Raw genomic sequence first — 17,740 nt, forward strand, 5'->3', positions numbered from 1 at the left:
TGCCGCAAGAAACCAGAGAATTTGTCGACCGATTTTGCTTTCCAAATTCCCCCGGGTGACCTATAATGGAACCGTACAAAATCTGCAAATTGCAAAAGGGGGAATCATTGTGAATTTATTTTATTACGGTATCTGGTGTGCAGGAGTATTAGGAGCTGTCAGCTTGTTAATGGTGTATATATCCTATAAAAAAACAATAAAGGATGTATCCCGTCTTCCATATCCCAAGGGGAAATGGATGCAGCAGTTTTGCCAGGACTACCACCAGTTACTAAAGGAACACTCACAGATAAACAATCCTGTTATCTTTATTAAGAAACGGATGAACGGACGAAAGATAGGGCCAATATCCCTGCACAGACTCAAGGGAACCATGTGGTACGCTTTCGTCTTTTCTATTCTCTTTGCGGGTCTGGATCTGGTACAAGCCTACAGAAGCGGGCAGTGGACACCTGCCAATCCCTGGAGCAGGCCGGGGACGCTGATTGCCGCGGGAGGTATGATAGCTGCACTTATCATATTCCGCCAGCTGCTGGCTTTTTCCTACCAGGAGGAATTGATAGAAGACGGACTTCTTGATTACCTGGAAAATGAACATATCGAAACCAACAAAGTAGTACCTATGGAAACCTCCAAGGCTGCCTCACAGACCCAGGCAGGGAAGACAGGAAGAAATCTTCCTGTGACCGGGAAGGCTTCCAAACTGAAAAAAGGAAAAGTAATGGCCCAGCCTGCCGATAAACCCGCTGCCGAGGAGGCAAAGGAGCTCCCCTCCCAGGAAGTGATGGAGCAGCTGGCCAGGGGCATCCAGGAGAGCGCTGCCACCAATAACAAATATGGACACCTTCTGAGCAAGGAGGAAGAAAAAATAGTAAGGGATGTGATTAAAGAATTTCTAACTTGATAAATGTATAACATTTTGCTAAACTTAAATGGAAAAAAACCGAGGATAAACTTGGAAAAAACATAAGGAGACAAACGAATATGGGAAATAAGATAACCTTTGACTATTCTAAAACAGCTGGTGTAGTCAGTGAAAGCGAAGTAGCTGTTATGGGGAAATTGGCAGATGCAGCAAAGGACATGCTGCTGTCACGGACAGGTCTTGGAAATGATTTCTTAGGATGGATCGACCTGCCCGTTACTTATGACAAGGAAGAGTTCGACCGCATCGGAAAAGCGGCTGCCAAGATTCAAAAAGACTCAGATGTACTGCTGGTAATCGGTATCGGCGGTTCCTACCTGGGCGCGAGAGCGGCAAATGAGTTTTTAAACCACCCATTTTATAATAATTTGTCCAAAGAGATTCGTAAGACTCCCGAAATATATTATGTTGGTAATTGCATCAGTGCTTCCTATATGAAAGGAATTATAGATGTAATTGGAGATAGAGATTTTTCCGTAAATGTTATTTCCAAATCCGGAACGACAACAGAGCCGGCGATTGCGTTCCGCGTATTTAAGGAAATGCTGGAAAAGAAGTATGGCAAGGAAGAGGCAGCGAAGAGAATCTACGCTACCACAGACAAGGCAAAAGGCGCTTTAAAAAGCCTTGCCGCAGAAGAGGGCTACGAGACATTTGTAGTACCCGATGATATCGGAGGACGTTTTTCCGTTATGACCGCAGTAGGACTGCTTCCTATCGCAGCCAGCGGTGTGGATATTAAAGCAATGATGGACGGAGCTGCAGAACAGAGAGAGCGCGCATTGAACCTGCCGTTTGAAGAAAACGATGCGCTTAAGTATGCTGCCCTGCGAAACATCATGCTTAGAAAAGGTAAAACAATTGAAATTATGGCGAACTATGAGCCAAGCCTTCATTATATTTCCGAATGGTGGAAACAGCTGGCCGGGGAGAGCGAGGGAAAAGATCAGAGAGGCATCTTCCCTTCCAGTGTAGACCTGACCACAGACCTCCATTCTCTTGGACAGTGCATCCAGGATGGTCCCAGGATTTTATTTGAAACTGTGTTGGCAGTGGAAAGTCCGAAGACTGACATGGAAATTAAGGAGGAGCCAGTAGATCTGGACGGTTTAAACTATCTTGCGGGGAAGACCATTGACTTTGTCAATAAAAGCGCCATGAACGGCACCGTATTAGCCCACACAGACGGCGGAACCGCCAATCTTATGGTGAAAATTCCGGAGCAGAGCGCTTACTGCTTAGGACAATTATTCTACTTCTTCGAGTTCGCAATCGGTGTAAGTGGATATCTCTTAGGCGTGAATCCATTTAACCAGCCAGGCGTGGAGAGCTATAAGGCAAATATGTTCGCACTTCTTGGCAAACCGGGCTATGAGAAAGAAAGAGAAGAATTGATGAAGAGATTATAATCTAACTGATAGGACATAGTAATAGTTCCAAATAAGAGCTCAAAAAGAGCGCTGCTGTATAGGCAAAGGCCTGTACGGCAGCGCTTTTTCAAGCATTAATCCTCCTCAATCACCCGTATCTCCAAATAATCAAAGTCGATATCCTCAATAAAATTATCCTGATAAAACCGGGTCTTGCTGTGCCTCTTAAAGTCCGAAAGATTCGATTCCAGCCAGATGGGCTTTTCCAGGTCAAAGGAGTAGCAGATCGCTTCCAGGCTGTTAAAAACCTTCTGCGTGCGCCGGTTCCCTGTCTCGTCGCAGATGACCGTATCTTTTAGTATTTTAGAATTTTTGTAAAGTGTACCCATTAATCGAAACATGTAAATTCTCCTTTATCTGCCGCTGTCATGCCGCTGTTCTCTGAATGAGTGGGAATCCCGGATGGCAGCCAGTGTCTCTAAAGCTTCCGGAAGAGGGGAACCTGGGACCATCTGCGGTTTTCCGAAGAAAAATCCCTGTATATAATCTACCCCGCAGAGAGCCAGGACCTCAAGTTCCTCTTTTGTCTCCACACCTTCTGCAATAATTTTAATATTTTTAGACTTAAAGTATATAATCAGATTTTCCAGGAAGTCCAGCCTGTTTTTATCCGTGTCAATGTTGTGTATAAGTTCAATGTCCAGTTTTACATATTCAGGCATCAGGGAGAGAAGAACACCCTCACTGTTGTGCCCTGCACCGAAGTCGTCCAGTGCAATTCTCATATGATACTGATGGCAGAGCTGCTTTTTGTGAGCAAGACAGAGGGGACTCAGCTGGGCAATCTCCGTAAGCTCCAGGATTATGTGATCCATACAACTGCCGAACCTCTTGACCAGATCGCTGGCCTCGGAATCGGACAGCCGCTGGTTGGGGATGGAGTTAATGAAAAGCAGGGGACAATCCGCACGGCCCTTCATGTGCCTGTTAAAGTAAATATCCGGCGCTGTCATCCAGGTTAAAGCTTCTATAGGCTGAAGCATGGACTGAGACTGGGCGATGGTTAATACATCCACAGGGCTCTTGAGGGAAGGCACCTGGGGACGCATCAGCGCTTCATAGCCCAAAACCGTTCCGCTTGCAACCTCCACAATAGGCTGGAAGGCATAGTCGATCAGCTTCTGTTCAATCAGCTGGTGGAGATCCTCCTTGCCGCTGAGAAGGTAGGACTCTTTTTTATAGCTGGACATGTCAAATGCCTGGATGCTTCCCTTGTCTGAGTGCTTTACCTGATACATGGCAAAATCAGCGAATTTGATGAGTTCGTCCAGAACGGTGCTGTTTTCCGGATACCAGGCAATTCCGGCGGACGCCCTCAGCTTGAACTGGGTGCCGTCCGGGACAGTCAGATGGGCGTCTAAGAGCAGACACCTCATGTCAGTGATTGCATCCTCCAGGTGTTCTTTTGTGTCATATCCATAAAAGAACACATTAAACTCATCCCCGGAAATGCGGGCGGTAACCGCCGATTTATCTGCAAGATTCTTGAAGACTCCGGCGGCGCACTTCAGGTATTCGTCGCCCCAGTCGTGACCGTAGGTGTCGTTGATATACTTTAGGTTATCCAGATCAATCATAATCAATGCAGCGTATTTTAACTCTTCCGGCCGGGAGAAGAGATCCGTCATGGCGGAGAGGAAGGCTCTCCGGTTGGGAAGACCGGTAAGGATATCATAATCCCTTTCATATTCCAGTCGGTGTTTTTCAGCCATTTCAAGGGTAATATCCGTAATTACTCCTGTAATAGCTTCTTTGGTCTCCAGAATGCGCATACGGAACCAGTGGAGGTGTCCCTGCTCATCCCTGAGCCTGTAGATACCGAATCCCTCTGTGGTGGAGTATGACTGCATATACTCCCTGAGATCTTCCATAAAGACTTTAAAATTTTTTGCGGAGATGGTAAAGTTATCCGGCTGGGCCTCTCCCTGTCCGATCATCTGAAAAAAGTTCTTAGAGCAGAAAGCGGTGGGTTCCCCCCATTTATACTCAAAGGCAGCGATAGGCACAGAGGCCATATCCAGTATCTTTGATACCCTGGAAGCCTGTTCGGCCACAGAGGCGCTTAAATCTTCAATGGAAGATACCAGCTGGTCAATCTCCTTGATCTGTATTTTATCCAGCTGCACCGGCGTATAGGGGCTGCTGGCCTTTACTTTTCGGTACAGACGGATAATCGGGGTGGAGATCCGATAGCTGATAAGAAAGGCAGAAGAAATCCCTACGGCCAGGGATACCAGTATCAGAAGAAAGCAGTTGTGCTTCAGCCATGCGGCAAAGCTGAGAATATGATCCTTCTCGGAGATACCTATCAGGTACAAAGACTGATTCACAAAGGGTGTATTCGTATTGTACAGCTTCAGAGGCGTTATGTTGCCGAAAATAGTCTCGTCTTTAGGAAATTCCTTGCTGTTTTTCAGGGGATAGATATTGCTGTACACTGCTTTGGAGGAAAAGGTAATTTCCTCTGCATCTCCCAGGTAATACTTTGAGGAGGAGCCGCTGGACAGTATGATCTTATACCTTGGATCGGCCGACTCTGCGTGGATCCGCTGAACCAGAAGGTAGCTGGCGGAATTGCCGGAGCTTAATTCAGCAGAGGGGAGCATTTCCCGGAGGTAATCCAGAGAAATGCTGACTCCAAGCACACCGTAGCAGGTGTTGTCGGAGGCAAGAAGCGGCTGGGAGTATGTAAGTATACTGATGTCATTCTCCGTGACCTGTACGGGGCCGTCCCAGTACCCTGCGTTGGTGGTACCCAGGGCTGGATTGCTTGTATAGGCATTCAGAGGATTATAGTAGTAGGAAGAAGTCTCTGTCAGGGAAAAATGAGATCCCCAGTTGATATCCAGGGGAATCCCCAGGTATTTGCACACAGAAACAGGAGCTTTTTCAATAAAGAGATCTGTATTATCCAGAGATCCCGCGTTGGGATTATAGTCCCTGAGATATAACCCGGCCTTTTCTGCCGTTTCCGACTCACTGCCGGAACCATTTAAGATCACAAAGATTCCGGTAACACCGTTCTGCCGGAGGGTGTCGATCATAGGCTGAGACGCACTGCACAAAAAATCAGAGATGGCTTCCGTATCTGACCCCAGATCCGTATAGCTGATATTCCTGGAGTCGGCCACATCTTCGGCACAGCCGGCCAGAGCCTGCTGGCATTTGGCCAGATTGGACCAATTCTGCACCATATTGTTCTCCAGAATATTGGCCCTTCCGGTGGTACGGCTTTCCATCACGTTAAAAGCGTTTTTATTGGACTCCTCCAGGGGACCGCCCCAGTATAAGATACCGCACAGCAAACAAGCCTGGAGCATTAGAACCAGAGCAACGGGAATTATAATCTTATGCAGTATAGTTCCGGGATGGTTTTCTTTTTTCATGAGTTATTCCTGCCTATAATTTTTTACTTTGTAAGCTGGTTCAGACTGTCTGACAATCCCTTCAGCCACGTATTAAAATTATCGTCCGTAGTAAACTGGCTGACTGCTTCCTCCCTGGATGTACCGGAGGCAATCAGATCCTGAATGGCGGTATAGTCAGCCGCAGCTTTTTCCTTGATGGAATCTTCTAAGGCATACCTTGCTTTTGTGCCATTTGCAAAGGGCCTGTTTGTGTAGGAGGTCATATGGGAGAGCTGCTGGAAAGATACATCAATGGACTGCTCAATTTTAGGGTTCATGTCCTCCCCCTTGCTGAGGGCGGCAGTTTCTGAGCTGTAAGCCTCTGCTTTAACCGGCAGATAACCACTGGTGGCGGAAAATTCCATGTTACGTTCGGTATCTGTAAACCATTTTAAAAATTCAGTGGCGGCTTTTTCCTGCTTCTCATCGGATTTGGCAACTACCATTCCGGCGCCCTGCTGCACGCATACGGCGTCATCTGCTGAAAACTGCGGCACTTCCAGGATTTTGCATTCAATGGGATAAGACTCGGTATCGCTTACTGTAATCTCGTCCGGAAAGTAAGAAGCGCTGGAGGTAGAACCCACATAGGCGATCAGATCTCCTGTCTTCATATCGTCGGAGCGGAACCGGCCGTTGGCAGTAAAGTAACCTTTCATATAAGGTACATAATAAGAGTCCCAAAGTGTGCGCATAATAGTCTCATCCAGGTGAATGGAAACCTCCCCATCCTGCACATCAAAAATAGTACTGCCCATCTGGCGGGCTCCTATGAGCATATAATTGGCCAGAGAATCCCAGCCAAAAAAGGCTTTTCCGTCATCCGGCTCTTCTGTGAGACTGTCTGTCCAGTTATAGTACTCCTCAGCCGTAGAGAGTAAACCGTCCATAGTGGAGAGAGAAGACAGCTGAGCGCCGGTGGCATCGGCAAATTTATCCCAGTCTGTTTTGTCCAGAAACAATAGCTCCGTAGACTTGGCAACAGGGAAGATCTTTAAGGTATCTGCGGTAAACCGTCCCTCATCAATATATTCTTCCCGGTACTGGGACAGCTCCTCCTCAGTAAAATACGGAGAAAGATCCGCAACAAGGTCCATCTGATCCAGGGTGTAGGCATTGTCCGCATAGGACGCGAAGATATCCGGCAGTTCTTCCGCCCCTACTTCCTTGTTGGCGGAAGCCAAAAGCTTTTCTTCCAGTTCATTGATGGACCCCTGGCTGAAGGCCTCCACAACAATCCCTTTTTCTGCCCCCACAGTACTGTTAAAGTCACTTACCATGGTCTCAAACTGGGACTGCTGAAGTCCGTTGTAATAATGCCAGATGGTGAGAGACACCGGGGAATCCGAATCCTTCTCTGCAGTTGTGTTACCCTGACTGCAGGCGGTGAGGCCAATAGTTACGCTGAGAACAGCCGCAAGGGCTGCCGATAATTTCTTCTTCATACTTTTTCTCCCATACAATTAAATTGTGATCGTGTAAGTTCATATAGAAATTATTATAGGTTCCATTTCACAGAAAGTAAAGCATTCTTGCAAATTATCCAGTGGAAAATTATCAACATTTATGGTAGGCTAACAGTGTATGCATCATATGCTCTGGGGCATCTGTTGCTGTATGCTTCAGTGCGGCGTACGGTCTGAGCCGTACCCCAAAGACAGAATTACTGGAAATAAGGGGTTATACGAAAGAAAAAAGGAGGGTGAAAAACAATGTTTCAGGTTTTAGTTTGTGACGATGATAAGGAAATAGTAGAGGCAATAGAGATTTATCTTACCCAGGAAGGGTACAAAGTATTAAAGGCCTATGACGGGGAGCAGGCGCTGGAGGTCCTGGGGAGGGAAGAAGTGCACCTTCTCATTATGGATGTTATGATGCCGAGGCTGGACGGTATCCGTGCCACACTTAAAATCAGGGAGACCAGCGGAATCCCCATTATTATACTCTCAGCCAAGACGGAGGATTCCGATAAGATACTGGGGCTTAATATAGGGGCGGATGATTATGTGAGCAAGCCCTTTAATCCCCTGGAACTGGTGGCCAGAGTCAAATCCCAGCTGCGCAGGTACACAAAGCTGGGCACACTCCACGGGGAAAGCACCAATGTATACCAGTCAGGGGGGCTTTCCGTGAATGACGATTTGAAAGAAGTGACCGTGGATGACGAAGTGGTAAAGCTGACGCCCATAGAGTATAATATTCTGTTGTTTCTTTTGAAAAACTGCGGAAAAGTATTCTCCATTGAGCAGATTTATGAAAATATATGGAATGAGGAAGCAATCGGTGCGGATAATACAGTGGCGGTACACATCCGGCACATTCGTGAGAAGATAGAGATTAACCCCAAAGAACCCCGCTACCTTAAAGTGGTCTGGGGAATTGGGTATAAGGTTGAAAAGCTGTAGCAGGAAGGAAAGGATATGGAGAGTTTAAAGCGTATTCCCAGATTAAATGTGTTTTTCAGCCTTTTGGTATGCGTGGAGGTTGTAGTTTTAAGCATTGCCATATCCATCAGCGTGGTCGGGCAGGCATGGAAGGAGGACGGCTGGGATAATTATAAGGCGAAGGATTACACGCAGACCTCACAGTTTATCACTGATGTGAGCAGGATGACGGGATCCCTGGCAGAATTTATCAAACTGAAGGAAAATTTTGAGACAGACGGTGTCTATGATGCAGAGAAAATCATTGACATCTATGATTATGCCAATAACGGGCTGGTTTCCGGGGAGGTGGTTAACGGACTGGCATACCGTCTGGGAGATCTCCATACCTGGGTAGAGATTGACGCATCCTATGTAAAGTGGCTCAATGACGTCCAGCAGGAAGACGGCACCCTGAATACTGAGGGAGCAGGAGAATTTATCGAGCGGGTTGCCCCTATTGGGTTTGACGGGATCGATGAGATGGCGGAGTCGGATAAAAACATCCGGCATATGGACGGGGATCAGTGGAGGGTCTATCTGGCCGGCGTGCTAAAGAGGATCGACAGAGATATTACCAGATATGCCACGCTTAAGAATACCTTTGAGTCCGGGGAATGCAATCTGAAGTATCAGGTGACAAACTTAAATACAGGCAGCGTATATAAAAATACAGAGAATATAGAAGAAGATCTGGAACACGGCAAATACTATATTTATTTTAAGACAGGCAGCTACGAACTTGACACGAATTTTAAGTTTTCAGATAAACAGAGGAATGTTCTTATCCGGGAGATGGGACACGATCTGATGGGGAACTGTGTCTATACAGTCAGGATTAGCGTGGATACCTCTTTCTCTGCCAATGACAGGCTCAGAGAGGGGAAGGAAATCTTTGACAAATGGGGTCCGTGGGTGCGTGCCTCCTTCTGGAACATGCTGGTATCCGGCCTGATTATACTCCTGAGCTTCTGTATCCTCTGTGCCCTTACCGGGCGGATTCCCGGGGAAGACCGGGTAGTTTTCTATCCCATTGACAGCATGAAGACCGAGGTGCTCCTTCTGCTCTTTCTCATAACCGGAGGAGCCGGCGCAGCGGGGCTTGGGATGGTTTGGATTGCAGATCTGAGTCCGGAGATTACCATAGGGATCACGGCGGCAGCAGCATTCTTTGTATCTGCGCTGCTGATCACTGAGCTGTTAAGCTTTGTGAGAAGGGGGAAGGGAAGAATTCTCTGGGAGAACAGTGCCTGCAAATACCTGATAGGAACCCTGGGCAGGCTCCAGAAAAAAAGAAAGATACGAAACCGTGTGCTTCTGACCTTTCTCATCTATCTTTTGGTAAATATTGTTCTGCTGCTGTTTGGCACTCCGGGAATCATTTTATGCGTTCCCTGGAATATCTATGCCTGCTATCATATGCTCAGAGAGGCTGCGGAACAGCAGAAGGTTCTGGCGGGAGTGCAGAAGATTGCAGAGGGTGAGTCAGACTATCAGCTTCCCGTGAAAGAAATCCGCGGAGTGAACAGGGAGATCGCCGAAGCAGTTAATGATATAGGAAGCGGACTGCAGGAAGCTGTCAGCCAGAGTATAAAAAACGAACGTCTTAAGACGGAGCTTATCACGAATGTGTCCCATGACATTAAGACACCTCTCACCTCCATCGTAAACTATGTGGGGCTGTTGAAACGGGAAAAAATAGAGGATCCCAAAGTAAAGAATTATTATAGATATTCTGGACACCAAATCCCAGAGACTAAAACAGCTGACGGAAGATCTGGTGGAAGCATCCAGAATCAGTTCGGGCAATGTGGAACTGGAGTGCACAAGGCTGGACTTTAAAGAACTGCTGAATCAGATCAGCGGGGAATTTATAGAGAAGTTCCAGGAGCGGGGGCTGGAGCTGGTTATGAATGTCACCAAGGAATCCACAATTATTATGGCGGACGGACGGAGACTCTTCCGGGTGATCGAGAATCTGTTTGGCAATGTGGGCAAATACGCCCTGGAGGATACCCGGGTGTATGTGGACGTAGGCATTAAAATGGGATGGGTATACTGCAGTGTAAAGAATATCTCTCAGCAGTCCCTGAATATACAGGCCAGTGAACTGACCGAGCGGTTTATACGGGGAGATATCTCCAGGAGCACTGAGGGCAGCGGTCTGGGCCTGTCCATTGCCAGAAGCCTGACAGAGCTTCAGGGAGGTACCTTTGACATATACCTGGACGGAGATCTTTTTAAAGTTACCGTAGGCTTCCAGGTTCTAAGGGAGAACCTGGAGGGCACAGTTATCGGCAGTGACAGCGGTATTGTGTAAATTGTACAGTATTTTATATGGAATTCGTTAAAGTGACAATCCAACCGTAATCTTGACAAGGACAAGCGGGAATCTTTGTGTATTTGAACCATGGTATGAATTCGGAACATAGTGTTATACTAGGTACAGTTAATGAATACAACGAACCGAAAGCTAGGAGGAGTTTAAAATGGCAAGTTTATCCTTACAACATATCAACAAGACGTATCCCAACGGATTCGAGGCGGTAAAAGACTTTAATCTGGAGATTGAAGATAAAGAATTTATCATCTTTGTAGGACCTTCAGGATGCGGTAAGTCCACTACCCTTCGTATGATCGCCGGTCTGGAAGAGATCTCAGGCGGTACGCTGAAGATAGGGGATAAGGTAGTGAATGATGTAGAGCCCAAAGACAGGGATATTGCAATGGTATTCCAGAACTATGCTCTGTATCCTCATATGACAGTTTATGATAACATGGCATTTGGACTGAAGCTCAGAAAAGTGCCCAAGGATCAGATCGACAAGATGGTGAAAGAAGCCGCAAGAATTTTGGATCTGGAGAAACTGTTAGACCGTAAGCCCAAAGCTCTTTCCGGAGGCCAGAGACAGCGTGTTGCTATGGGACGTGCCATTGTGCGTGAGCCTAAAGTATTCCTTATGGATGAGCCTTTATCAAACCTGGACGCTAAGCTGAGAGTGCAGATGCGTATTGAGATTTCCAAGCTTCACGAGAGATTAGGCGCGACCATTATCTATGTAACCCATGACCAGACAGAGGCTATGACCCTGGGTACCAGAATCGTAGTAATGAAAGACGGTGTGGTACAGCAGGTGGATACCCCTCAGAATTTATATAATGCTCCATGCAACTTATTCGTTGCCGGTTTCATCGGATCTCCGCAGATGAACTTCATGGATGGAGTGGTTTCTGTAAATGGAAATGAAGTTTCCATCAAGGTTGGAAGCACAACCGTGAAACTGCCTGCTTCTAAGGCAAAAGCACTCATTGACGGAGGATATGACGGAAAGACCGTTGTTATGGGTATCCGTCCTGAGAATGTACATGATTCCGAAAGCTTTATTGAAATGTCACCTAACAGTGTGGTTGAGTCTACCATTAAAGTGTATGAGCTTCTGGGTGCAGAAGTATACTTATACTTTGATGTAGAGGGCTTCCCTATGACAGCCAGAGTGGATCCCCGTACCACAGCGAGAACGGGCGATACCGTTAAATTTGCACTGGATATGGAAAAAGTTCATATTTTTGATAAAGAAACAGAGCTGGTTATTACCAATTAATAACAGAAGCCGTGTAGGCCGCCGCACTTGCGTTACGCAGTGCGGCGGTTTATTCTTGCGCAATTGAGAAAAATGATATATATTATTAGCATAAAAGTCTAATTACTGAAAGGATGGGATTCCATGATATCAAGTCAAGTAATTCAAAAGACTCTGGAGGAATTGAGAGCAATCACAAGAATTGATCTGTGTGTAATGGATGTGGATGGTAAGACTGTGGCCGCTACGTTTCCGGACGATGATATGGCAGCAGTAGATGTCCGCGAATTTGTGGAATCAATGGCTGACAGCCAGGTCATACAGGGATATCATTTTTTTAAGATATACGATAACCAAATGGTCGAATATGTATTAGTTGCCAGAGGCAGCAGCGACGATGCCTATATGATAGGCAGGGTAGCCGTAAGCAGTATCCAGAATCTGATTATTGCTTATAAAGAAAGATTTGATAAGTCTAATTTCATCCAGAACCTGATTCTGGATAATTTATTGTTAGTGGATGTATATAACAGAGCCAAAAAGCTGCACATTGCAGTGGAGGCTAAGCGAGTCGTTCTCATCATAGAGACAAAGTACGAAAAAGATCAGAGCGCGATGGAAACGCTGAAGAATCTTTTCCTGGGCAGAGTGAATGACTTTATAACTGCCATTGACGAGAAGAACATAATTCTTGTCCGGGAGCTGGAGGAAAGCGATTCCTATGAAAGCGTGGAAAAGGTCTCTCATATGATCGTAGACATGCTCAATGCAGAGGCTATGTCTCAGGTACGGGTAGCCTACGGCAATATTGTGCATGAGATCAGAGATGTCTCCCGCTCTTACAAAGAGGCCAAGATGGCTCTGGATGTAGGAAAGATATTTTATGCGGAGAAAACAATTATTGGGTATAACAATCTTGGGATCGGACGGCTGATATACCAGCTGCCCCTGCCTCTGTGCGAGATGTTTATCAAAGAGGTGTTTGGGGGCAAACTGCCGGAATGCCTGGACGATGAGACACTGATTACCATTAACAAGTTTTTTGACAACAGTCTGAACATCTCCGAGACATCCCGCCAGCTGTTCCTGCACAGGAATACACTGGTGTACCGCCTGGAAAAGATTCAGAAGAGCACCGGGCTGGATGTGAGGGTATTTGAGGATGCTCTGACCTTTAAGATCGCCCTCATGGTAACCAGCTATATGGAGTTCTTAAAGAACCAGGGGTAATCACTTGAAAATTGTTTTTCACAGCATACCTTGCTGCAGGCCCAGGCCGTATATACGGTACTTCCGGGTGCAAAGGGGATACCCAGGACGCACACTGCCTAGTGAGGTATAAAATGCTTAGAAAATAAAGAAAAATCAGGAGGACAAGCAGTATGATACAATTATACGACACTGGTGCTTATCTGGTAAACGGAACGGAGATTATTCCGGATACCGGCGATGCGCAGGCAGCCTTAAAAAGCAAGCTGGGCGGACAGGCGCCGACAAAAGAGGAAGCAGCCAGGAATACCATTGCCTACGGGATTCTGAAGGAACATAATACCTCCGGCAATATGGAGAAGCTTACCGTCAAATTTGATAAGCTGACCTCCCACGATATTACCTTTGTGGGGATTATCCAGACCGCCAGGGCTTCAGGGCTGGAAAAGTTTCCTGTACCTTATGTGCTGACAAACTGTCACAATTCTCTGTGCGCAGTGGGAGGAACAATCAACGAGGACGATCACATGTTTGGTCTGACCTGTGCAAAGAAATACGGAGGTGTTTACGTGCCTCCCCACCAGGCGGTGATTCACCAGTTTGCCCGTGAGATGCTGGCCGGAGGGGGAAAGATGATCCTGGGATCTGACAGCCATACCCGCTACGGCGCTCTTGGAACCATGGCCATGGGTGAAGGCGGCCCGGAATTGGTTAAGCAGCTTTTGGGACAGACCTATGACATTACTATGCCTGGGGTTGTGGGCGTTTATCTTACAGGGGAACCCATCCCGGGCGTAGGTCCTCAGGATGTGGCTCTGGCGATTATCGGCGCAGTATTTGCCAACGGGTACGTAAAGAATAAAGTTATGGAGTTTGTAGGCCCCGGGGTTGAGAAACTCAGTGCAGATTTCAGAATCGGTGTTGATGTTATGACAACAGAGACTACATGTCTCTCTTCTATCTGGAAGACAGATGATGCAATAAGGGAATTCTATGAGATCCACAAGAGGCCGGAGGAATACAAGGAGCTGGCACCGGGTGCGGTGGCGTATTATGATGGTATGGTTTACGTGGATCTGGGCAAGATCCGTCCTATGATTGCTATGCCCTTCCACCCGAGCAACACCTATACCATTGATGAACTGAATGCCAATCTGATGGATATCCTGGATGATGTGGAGAAAAAAGCGCAGGTAAGCCTGGACGGAAAGGTGCCGTTTACCTTAAAAGATAAGGTCAGAGACGGCAGACTGTATGTAGAACAGGGAATTATCGCAGGCTGTGCAGGCGGAGGCTTCGAGAACATCTGTGATGCCGCGGATATTCTCAAAGGCGCCAGCATTGGGGCAGATGCCTTTACCTTAAGCGTATATCCTGCCAGCACGCCAATCTATATGGAGCTTGCGAAAAACGGCACTCTGGCGACCTTGATTGAGACGGGGGCCATTGTGAAAACGGCATTCTGCGGGCCTTGTTTCGGAGCCGGCGATACGCCTGCCAACAACGCCTTCAGTATCCGTCATTCCACCAGAAACTTCCCCAACAGAGAGGGCTCTAAGATCCAGAATGGACAGATTTCTTCCGTTGCACTTATGGATGCCCGCTCCATTGCCGCCACCGCAGCCAATAAGGGATATCTCACAGCAGCTACCGAATACGCAGGCAGCTACCGAAAACCACAGTATCATTTTGATAAAACAATATATGACAACCGGGTATTTGACAGCAAAGGGGTGGCTGATCCCAATGTGGAGATTCAGTTTGGTCCTAACATCAAAGACTGGCCCCAAATGTCCCCTCTGGCAGAGAATCTGATTTTAAAGGTAGTATCGGAGATCCACGATCCTGTCACAACAACAGATGAACTCATTCCCTCAGGTGAGACTTCATCCTACCGTTCCAATCCTCTGGGACTGGCTGAGTTCACCCTTTCCAGAAAGGATCCTGCTTACGTGGGAAAAGCCAAAGAAGTACAAAAAGCACAGAAGGCGATTGAGGCCGGTACATGTCCGCTGGAAGCTCTGCCGGAGCTGAAGCCAGTTATGGAGACTATCCAGGCCCAGTATCCTGAGATAGGAAAGGGAAATATCGGGGTGGGAAGTACCATTTTTGCCGTAAAGCCTGGTGACGGATCGGCCAGAGAACAAGCTGCTTCCTGCCAGAAGGTGCTGGGCGGATGGGCCAACATTGCCAATGAATATGCCACAAAGAGATATCGCTCTAACCTGATTAACTGGGGAATGCTTCCTTTCCTGATTCAGGAAGGGGAACTGCCCTTTGCCAACGGCAGCTATATTCTGGTGCCGGGCATCAAATCAGCAGTAGAGAATAAGGTGCCTGAGATTACCGCATATGCGGTAGGAGAAGGATTAACTCCTTTTACCCTTACATTAGGTGAGCTTACCGATGATGAGAGAGAGATTATCCTGAAGGGATGTCTGATTAACTATAACCGCAGAGGATAACCGCGGAACTTACTGAGAGAAAATGGCCGGGAGAGCGAAAGCATGCCCCCGGCCTTTCTTTGTCTGAATATATTTAACTTGTCAAAATTGCAAATGCAATTCTTGAAAATTTAGAAAATAAACTGTGTAAAAATTAGTTAAAATATCATTATAAAAAAACATAAACTTTTTTAAAAAGTATATTGACAAATACAGCCCTCTCTGCTATTATAAATACATAAACAAGAGAGATACAAAACAACTAAAGAGAAAATATTACTTCATATTCATTTTCTGACAAGAGAAGATAAATCTTATTAGAAAGATGAAACAAAGCATCTAAAAGATTTCAAAGTACTTTGAACTTTATGTGTATTGAGAGTACAAGATAAGAACAAAAGAAAAAGAAATCAGGAAAGGATGTGGAGGAAAAAAAGTAATATTTGAATAGAAATAGTAAAGGAGGATTAGTCCATTGGGAATGAATGAATCTTATAATCAATATGAGAGTGGTAAGGCTTAATTCCCTGTAGAAAGACCTGGTATATAGAAAGAAAAAAGAGAAATCCTCATAAAAGATAATGAAGTAGGAAAAGCGTATCAGGTAATGTATCAAAGAGTCCTCATATTGAATAATTACCACAAAAATAGTATAAAGGTTTTAAAATATATGTGAAGAAATATATTTTAAAAAAATGTGATGTTTATATAATAAATGAAGGTATAATAGAAAAAGAGGTTGATATCCATTTGGTAACAAGTTCCTATATCGAATGAAATTATATAAATAAGCATTTGGAAGATTTATAATGCGTGATTTATAAATTGGAAACTTTATATTATCCTATTTATATCGAATTAGCTCGTATAGATAATTGATACAAAACTTTCAATAAATCTCAGTGATTTATAGCAGGGGAACACGAAATGTGAATTGATATAGATAATTAGTAACTATAGTGTAACTGTTGATAGTAACTAATTAATATCAAAGAAACTTATTCATAGACTAAAAAGAAAAGGAAAGTAGAAAATTGAATAAAGAAGAACATTAGAACAACCGTTGTATCTGAAAATAAGAGGATATGGCGGTTGTTCGAATTTGTTCAACTTTTGCATCTACCGAAAGGAAATAAAACAGAAAAAGGCCAGGTACATAGGGAGCATAAGTGCTCCTTCTTTTTTGCTCAAAGTTTTCTTATGGAGGGCAAAAATATATGTGAAAATACTTACGGCCATCAAAACAATAATGTCATACACGGAAAACAGGTTGACAGCCACTGGGTGCAGAGTGCAGGACGCGCCAAGCACTAAAAGCAGATTAAAAATATTAGACCCAATGACATTGCCCATAGCAATATCACTTTCTCCTTTGCGGGCAGCAACAATAGAGGTAACCAGCTCCGGAAGAGATGTACCCAGGGCTACAATAGTCAGGCCGATAAAGGTCTCGCTGAGTCCAAAGGCCTGGGCAATGTCGGTAGCACTGTCTACCACAAGATTGCCTCCCCAGATAATGCCGGCCAGTCCCAGGATAATATACAGTATTGTCCAGAGCGGGGACAGGATCCTGGGTTCAGAATCCTCAGCCATCCACTGCCGTGCCCTTAGGGCATGGCGTACGGTCCAGTAGAGATAAAATGCAAAAAGCAGAAGCAGGATTACCCCTTCTGTCTGAGTCAAAACGGAAAGTTTACTGCCGTGAAACTTGCCGGGAATACACATGATAAGAACAACAAGGGTTATAAAGATTGAAAAAGGGAAGTCCTTTTTCAATACGGAATTCTCCACATGAATGGGCCGCAGTACGGCACTGGCTCCTGCTACCACAAGAAGATTAAAGATGTTAGAGCCGATAACATTGCTGAGCGAAAGCTCATTCTTTCCGGCCATGGCAGCAGTAATACTCACAGAAGCCTCCGGCATACTGGTCCCGAAAGCAACGATAGTAAGCCCAATTATTATAGTAGGTATTTTTAAAAGCTTAGCAACGCTGGAGGAGCCTTCTACGAAAAAGTCAGCGCCTTTAATTAAGAATACAAAACCAACGATAAGCCATAGGTACATTAGCATATTGAGATCTCCTTTGGTGAATTATGGTGCAAATTCAAGTATGCAATATTTGGGAAAAGTTGTCAAGGTGGTTGCGGCAACTTGGGATTTAGCAGTGTAACTTGAACATCGGCTCAGGAGTATTCAAGACGGCAGGTGTGGGTGGCAGGGAGACGGTGAGAGGAATCCCGCGGCGGCGGGCTGGCTGGTTCGGGCGGGAGGGAGGCTTAAGTTCCGGGGACACCTCCGTCGCGAAGAGAGTCTAAGAC

12 protein-coding genes are annotated in these 17,740 nt (G+C 45.9%); 8 read left to right on the plus strand and 4 right to left on the minus strand.

From position 1 onward, the window contains the following. Positions 1 to 109: 109 nt before the first annotated feature. Positions 110 to 904: a hypothetical protein gene (locus BUA56_RS08250; protein ID WP_139249477.1), complete on the plus strand. Its 795-nt coding sequence runs from the start codon at positions 110 to 112 to the stop codon at positions 902 to 904. Between the two features lie 80 nt (positions 905 to 984). Then, complete coding sequence (locus BUA56_RS08255) at positions 985 to 2,334, plus strand: glucose-6-phosphate isomerase (RefSeq protein WP_072850749.1); 1,350 nt, start codon at positions 985 to 987, stop codon at positions 2,332 to 2,334. A gap of 95 nt (positions 2,335 to 2,429) precedes the next feature. On the opposite strand, the gene BUA56_RS08260 is transcribed toward BUA56_RS08255, so the two are convergent. Genes BUA56_RS08260 through BUA56_RS08270 form a run of 3 tightly spaced genes read right to left on the minus strand, consistent with a single transcriptional unit; the run spans position 2,430 to position 7,207 of the window. Further along, on the minus strand, positions 2,430 to 2,696 hold the full coding sequence (locus tag BUA56_RS08260; protein WP_072850751.1) for a hypothetical protein: 267 nt from the start codon (positions 2,694 to 2,696) through the stop codon (positions 2,430 to 2,432). Positions 2,697 to 2,708: 12 nt separating this feature from the next. Beyond that, positions 2,709 to 5,741 carry a bifunctional diguanylate cyclase/phosphodiesterase gene (locus BUA56_RS08265; protein ID WP_072850753.1) on the minus strand — a complete coding sequence of 1,011 codons (3,033 nt, stop codon included), beginning with the start codon at positions 5,739 to 5,741 and terminating at the stop codon, positions 2,709 to 2,711. 23 nt (positions 5,742 to 5,764) lie between these two features. Further along, a complete protein-coding gene (locus BUA56_RS08270; RefSeq protein ID WP_072850754.1) occupies positions 5,765 to 7,207 on the minus strand; it encodes an extracellular solute-binding protein in 1,443 nt (480 codons plus the stop codon). Positions 7,208 to 7,474: 267 nt separating this feature from the next. Here BUA56_RS08270 and BUA56_RS08275 point away from each other — a divergent pair, with 267 nt between their 5' ends. From BUA56_RS08275 to BUA56_RS08300, 6 genes are all read left to right on the plus strand, one after another. Further along, the gene (locus BUA56_RS08275) at positions 7,475 to 8,167 is read left to right on the plus strand and encodes a response regulator transcription factor (RefSeq protein WP_072850756.1); all 693 of its coding nucleotides are present in this window, start codon (positions 7,475 to 7,477) and stop codon (positions 8,165 to 8,167) included. 15 nt (positions 8,168 to 8,182) lie between these two features. Then, a complete protein-coding gene (locus tag BUA56_RS08280; protein WP_072850758.1) occupies positions 8,183 to 10,027 on the plus strand; it encodes a histidine kinase dimerization/phospho-acceptor domain-containing protein in 1,845 nt (614 codons plus the stop codon). Beyond that, positions 9,966 to 10,505 (plus strand): sensor histidine kinase, encoded by a 540-nt coding sequence (locus BUA56_RS08285; RefSeq protein WP_072850760.1) that lies wholly within the window; start codon positions 9,966 to 9,968, stop codon positions 10,503 to 10,505. Before BUA56_RS08280 ends, BUA56_RS08285 begins: the two co-directional genes overlap by 62 nt. Positions 10,506 to 10,674: 169 nt before the next feature. After that, a complete protein-coding gene (locus BUA56_RS08290) occupies positions 10,675 to 11,787 on the plus strand; it encodes an ABC transporter ATP-binding protein (protein WP_072850761.1) in 1,113 nt (370 codons plus the stop codon). 123 nt (positions 11,788 to 11,910) lie between these two features. Beyond that, on the plus strand, positions 11,911 to 12,996 hold the full coding sequence (locus BUA56_RS08295) for a PucR family transcriptional regulator (protein ID WP_072850763.1): 1,086 nt from the start codon (positions 11,911 to 11,913) through the stop codon (positions 12,994 to 12,996). 152 nt (positions 12,997 to 13,148) lie between these two features. Further along, positions 13,149 to 15,440, plus strand: a complete 2,292-nt coding sequence (locus BUA56_RS08300) for a hydratase (RefSeq protein WP_187143899.1) — start codon at positions 13,149 to 13,151, stop codon at positions 15,438 to 15,440. A 1,098-nt stretch (positions 15,441 to 16,538) separates the two neighbouring features. On the opposite strand, the gene BUA56_RS08305 is transcribed toward BUA56_RS08300, so the two are convergent. After that, positions 16,539 to 17,492 carry a calcium/sodium antiporter gene (locus BUA56_RS08305; RefSeq protein WP_072850765.1) on the minus strand — a complete coding sequence of 318 codons (954 nt, stop codon included), beginning with the start codon at positions 17,490 to 17,492 and terminating at the stop codon, positions 16,539 to 16,541. Positions 17,493 to 17,740: the final 248 nt, after the last annotated feature.

It is taken from the genome of Lactonifactor longoviformis DSM 17459 (genome assembly GCF_900129135.1).
Classification (GTDB): Bacteria; Bacillota; Clostridia; order Lachnospirales; family Lachnospiraceae; genus Lactonifactor; species Lactonifactor longoviformis.

Bases quoted from the DNA above. Each gene is read 5' to 3' on its own strand.
- BUA56_RS08255 (WP_072850749.1), top strand. From the start codon at position 985: ATGGGAAATAAGATAACCTTTGACTATTCTAAAACAGCTGGTGTAGTC.
- BUA56_RS08260 (WP_072850751.1), bottom strand. From the start codon at position 2,696: ATGTTTCGATTAATGGGTACACTTTACAAAAATTCTAAAATACTAAAA.
- BUA56_RS08265 (WP_072850753.1), bottom strand. From the start codon at position 5,741: ATGAAAAAAGAAAACCATCCCGGAACTATACTGCATAAGATTATAATT.
- BUA56_RS08270 (WP_072850754.1), bottom strand. From the start codon at position 7,207: ATGAAGAAGAAATTATCGGCAGCCCTTGCGGCTGTTCTCAGCGTAACT.
- BUA56_RS08275 (WP_072850756.1), top strand. From the start codon at position 7,475: ATGTTTCAGGTTTTAGTTTGTGACGATGATAAGGAAATAGTAGAGGCA.
- BUA56_RS08280 (WP_072850758.1), top strand. From the start codon at position 8,183: ATGGAGAGTTTAAAGCGTATTCCCAGATTAAATGTGTTTTTCAGCCTT.
- BUA56_RS08290 (WP_072850761.1), top strand. From the start codon at position 10,675: ATGGCAAGTTTATCCTTACAACATATCAACAAGACGTATCCCAACGGA.
- BUA56_RS08295 (WP_072850763.1), top strand. From the start codon at position 11,911: ATGATATCAAGTCAAGTAATTCAAAAGACTCTGGAGGAATTGAGAGCA.
- BUA56_RS08300 (WP_187143899.1), top strand. From the start codon at position 13,149: ATGATACAATTATACGACACTGGTGCTTATCTGGTAAACGGAACGGAG.
- BUA56_RS08305 (WP_072850765.1), bottom strand. From the start codon at position 17,492: ATGCTAATGTACCTATGGCTTATCGTTGGTTTTGTATTCTTAATTAAA.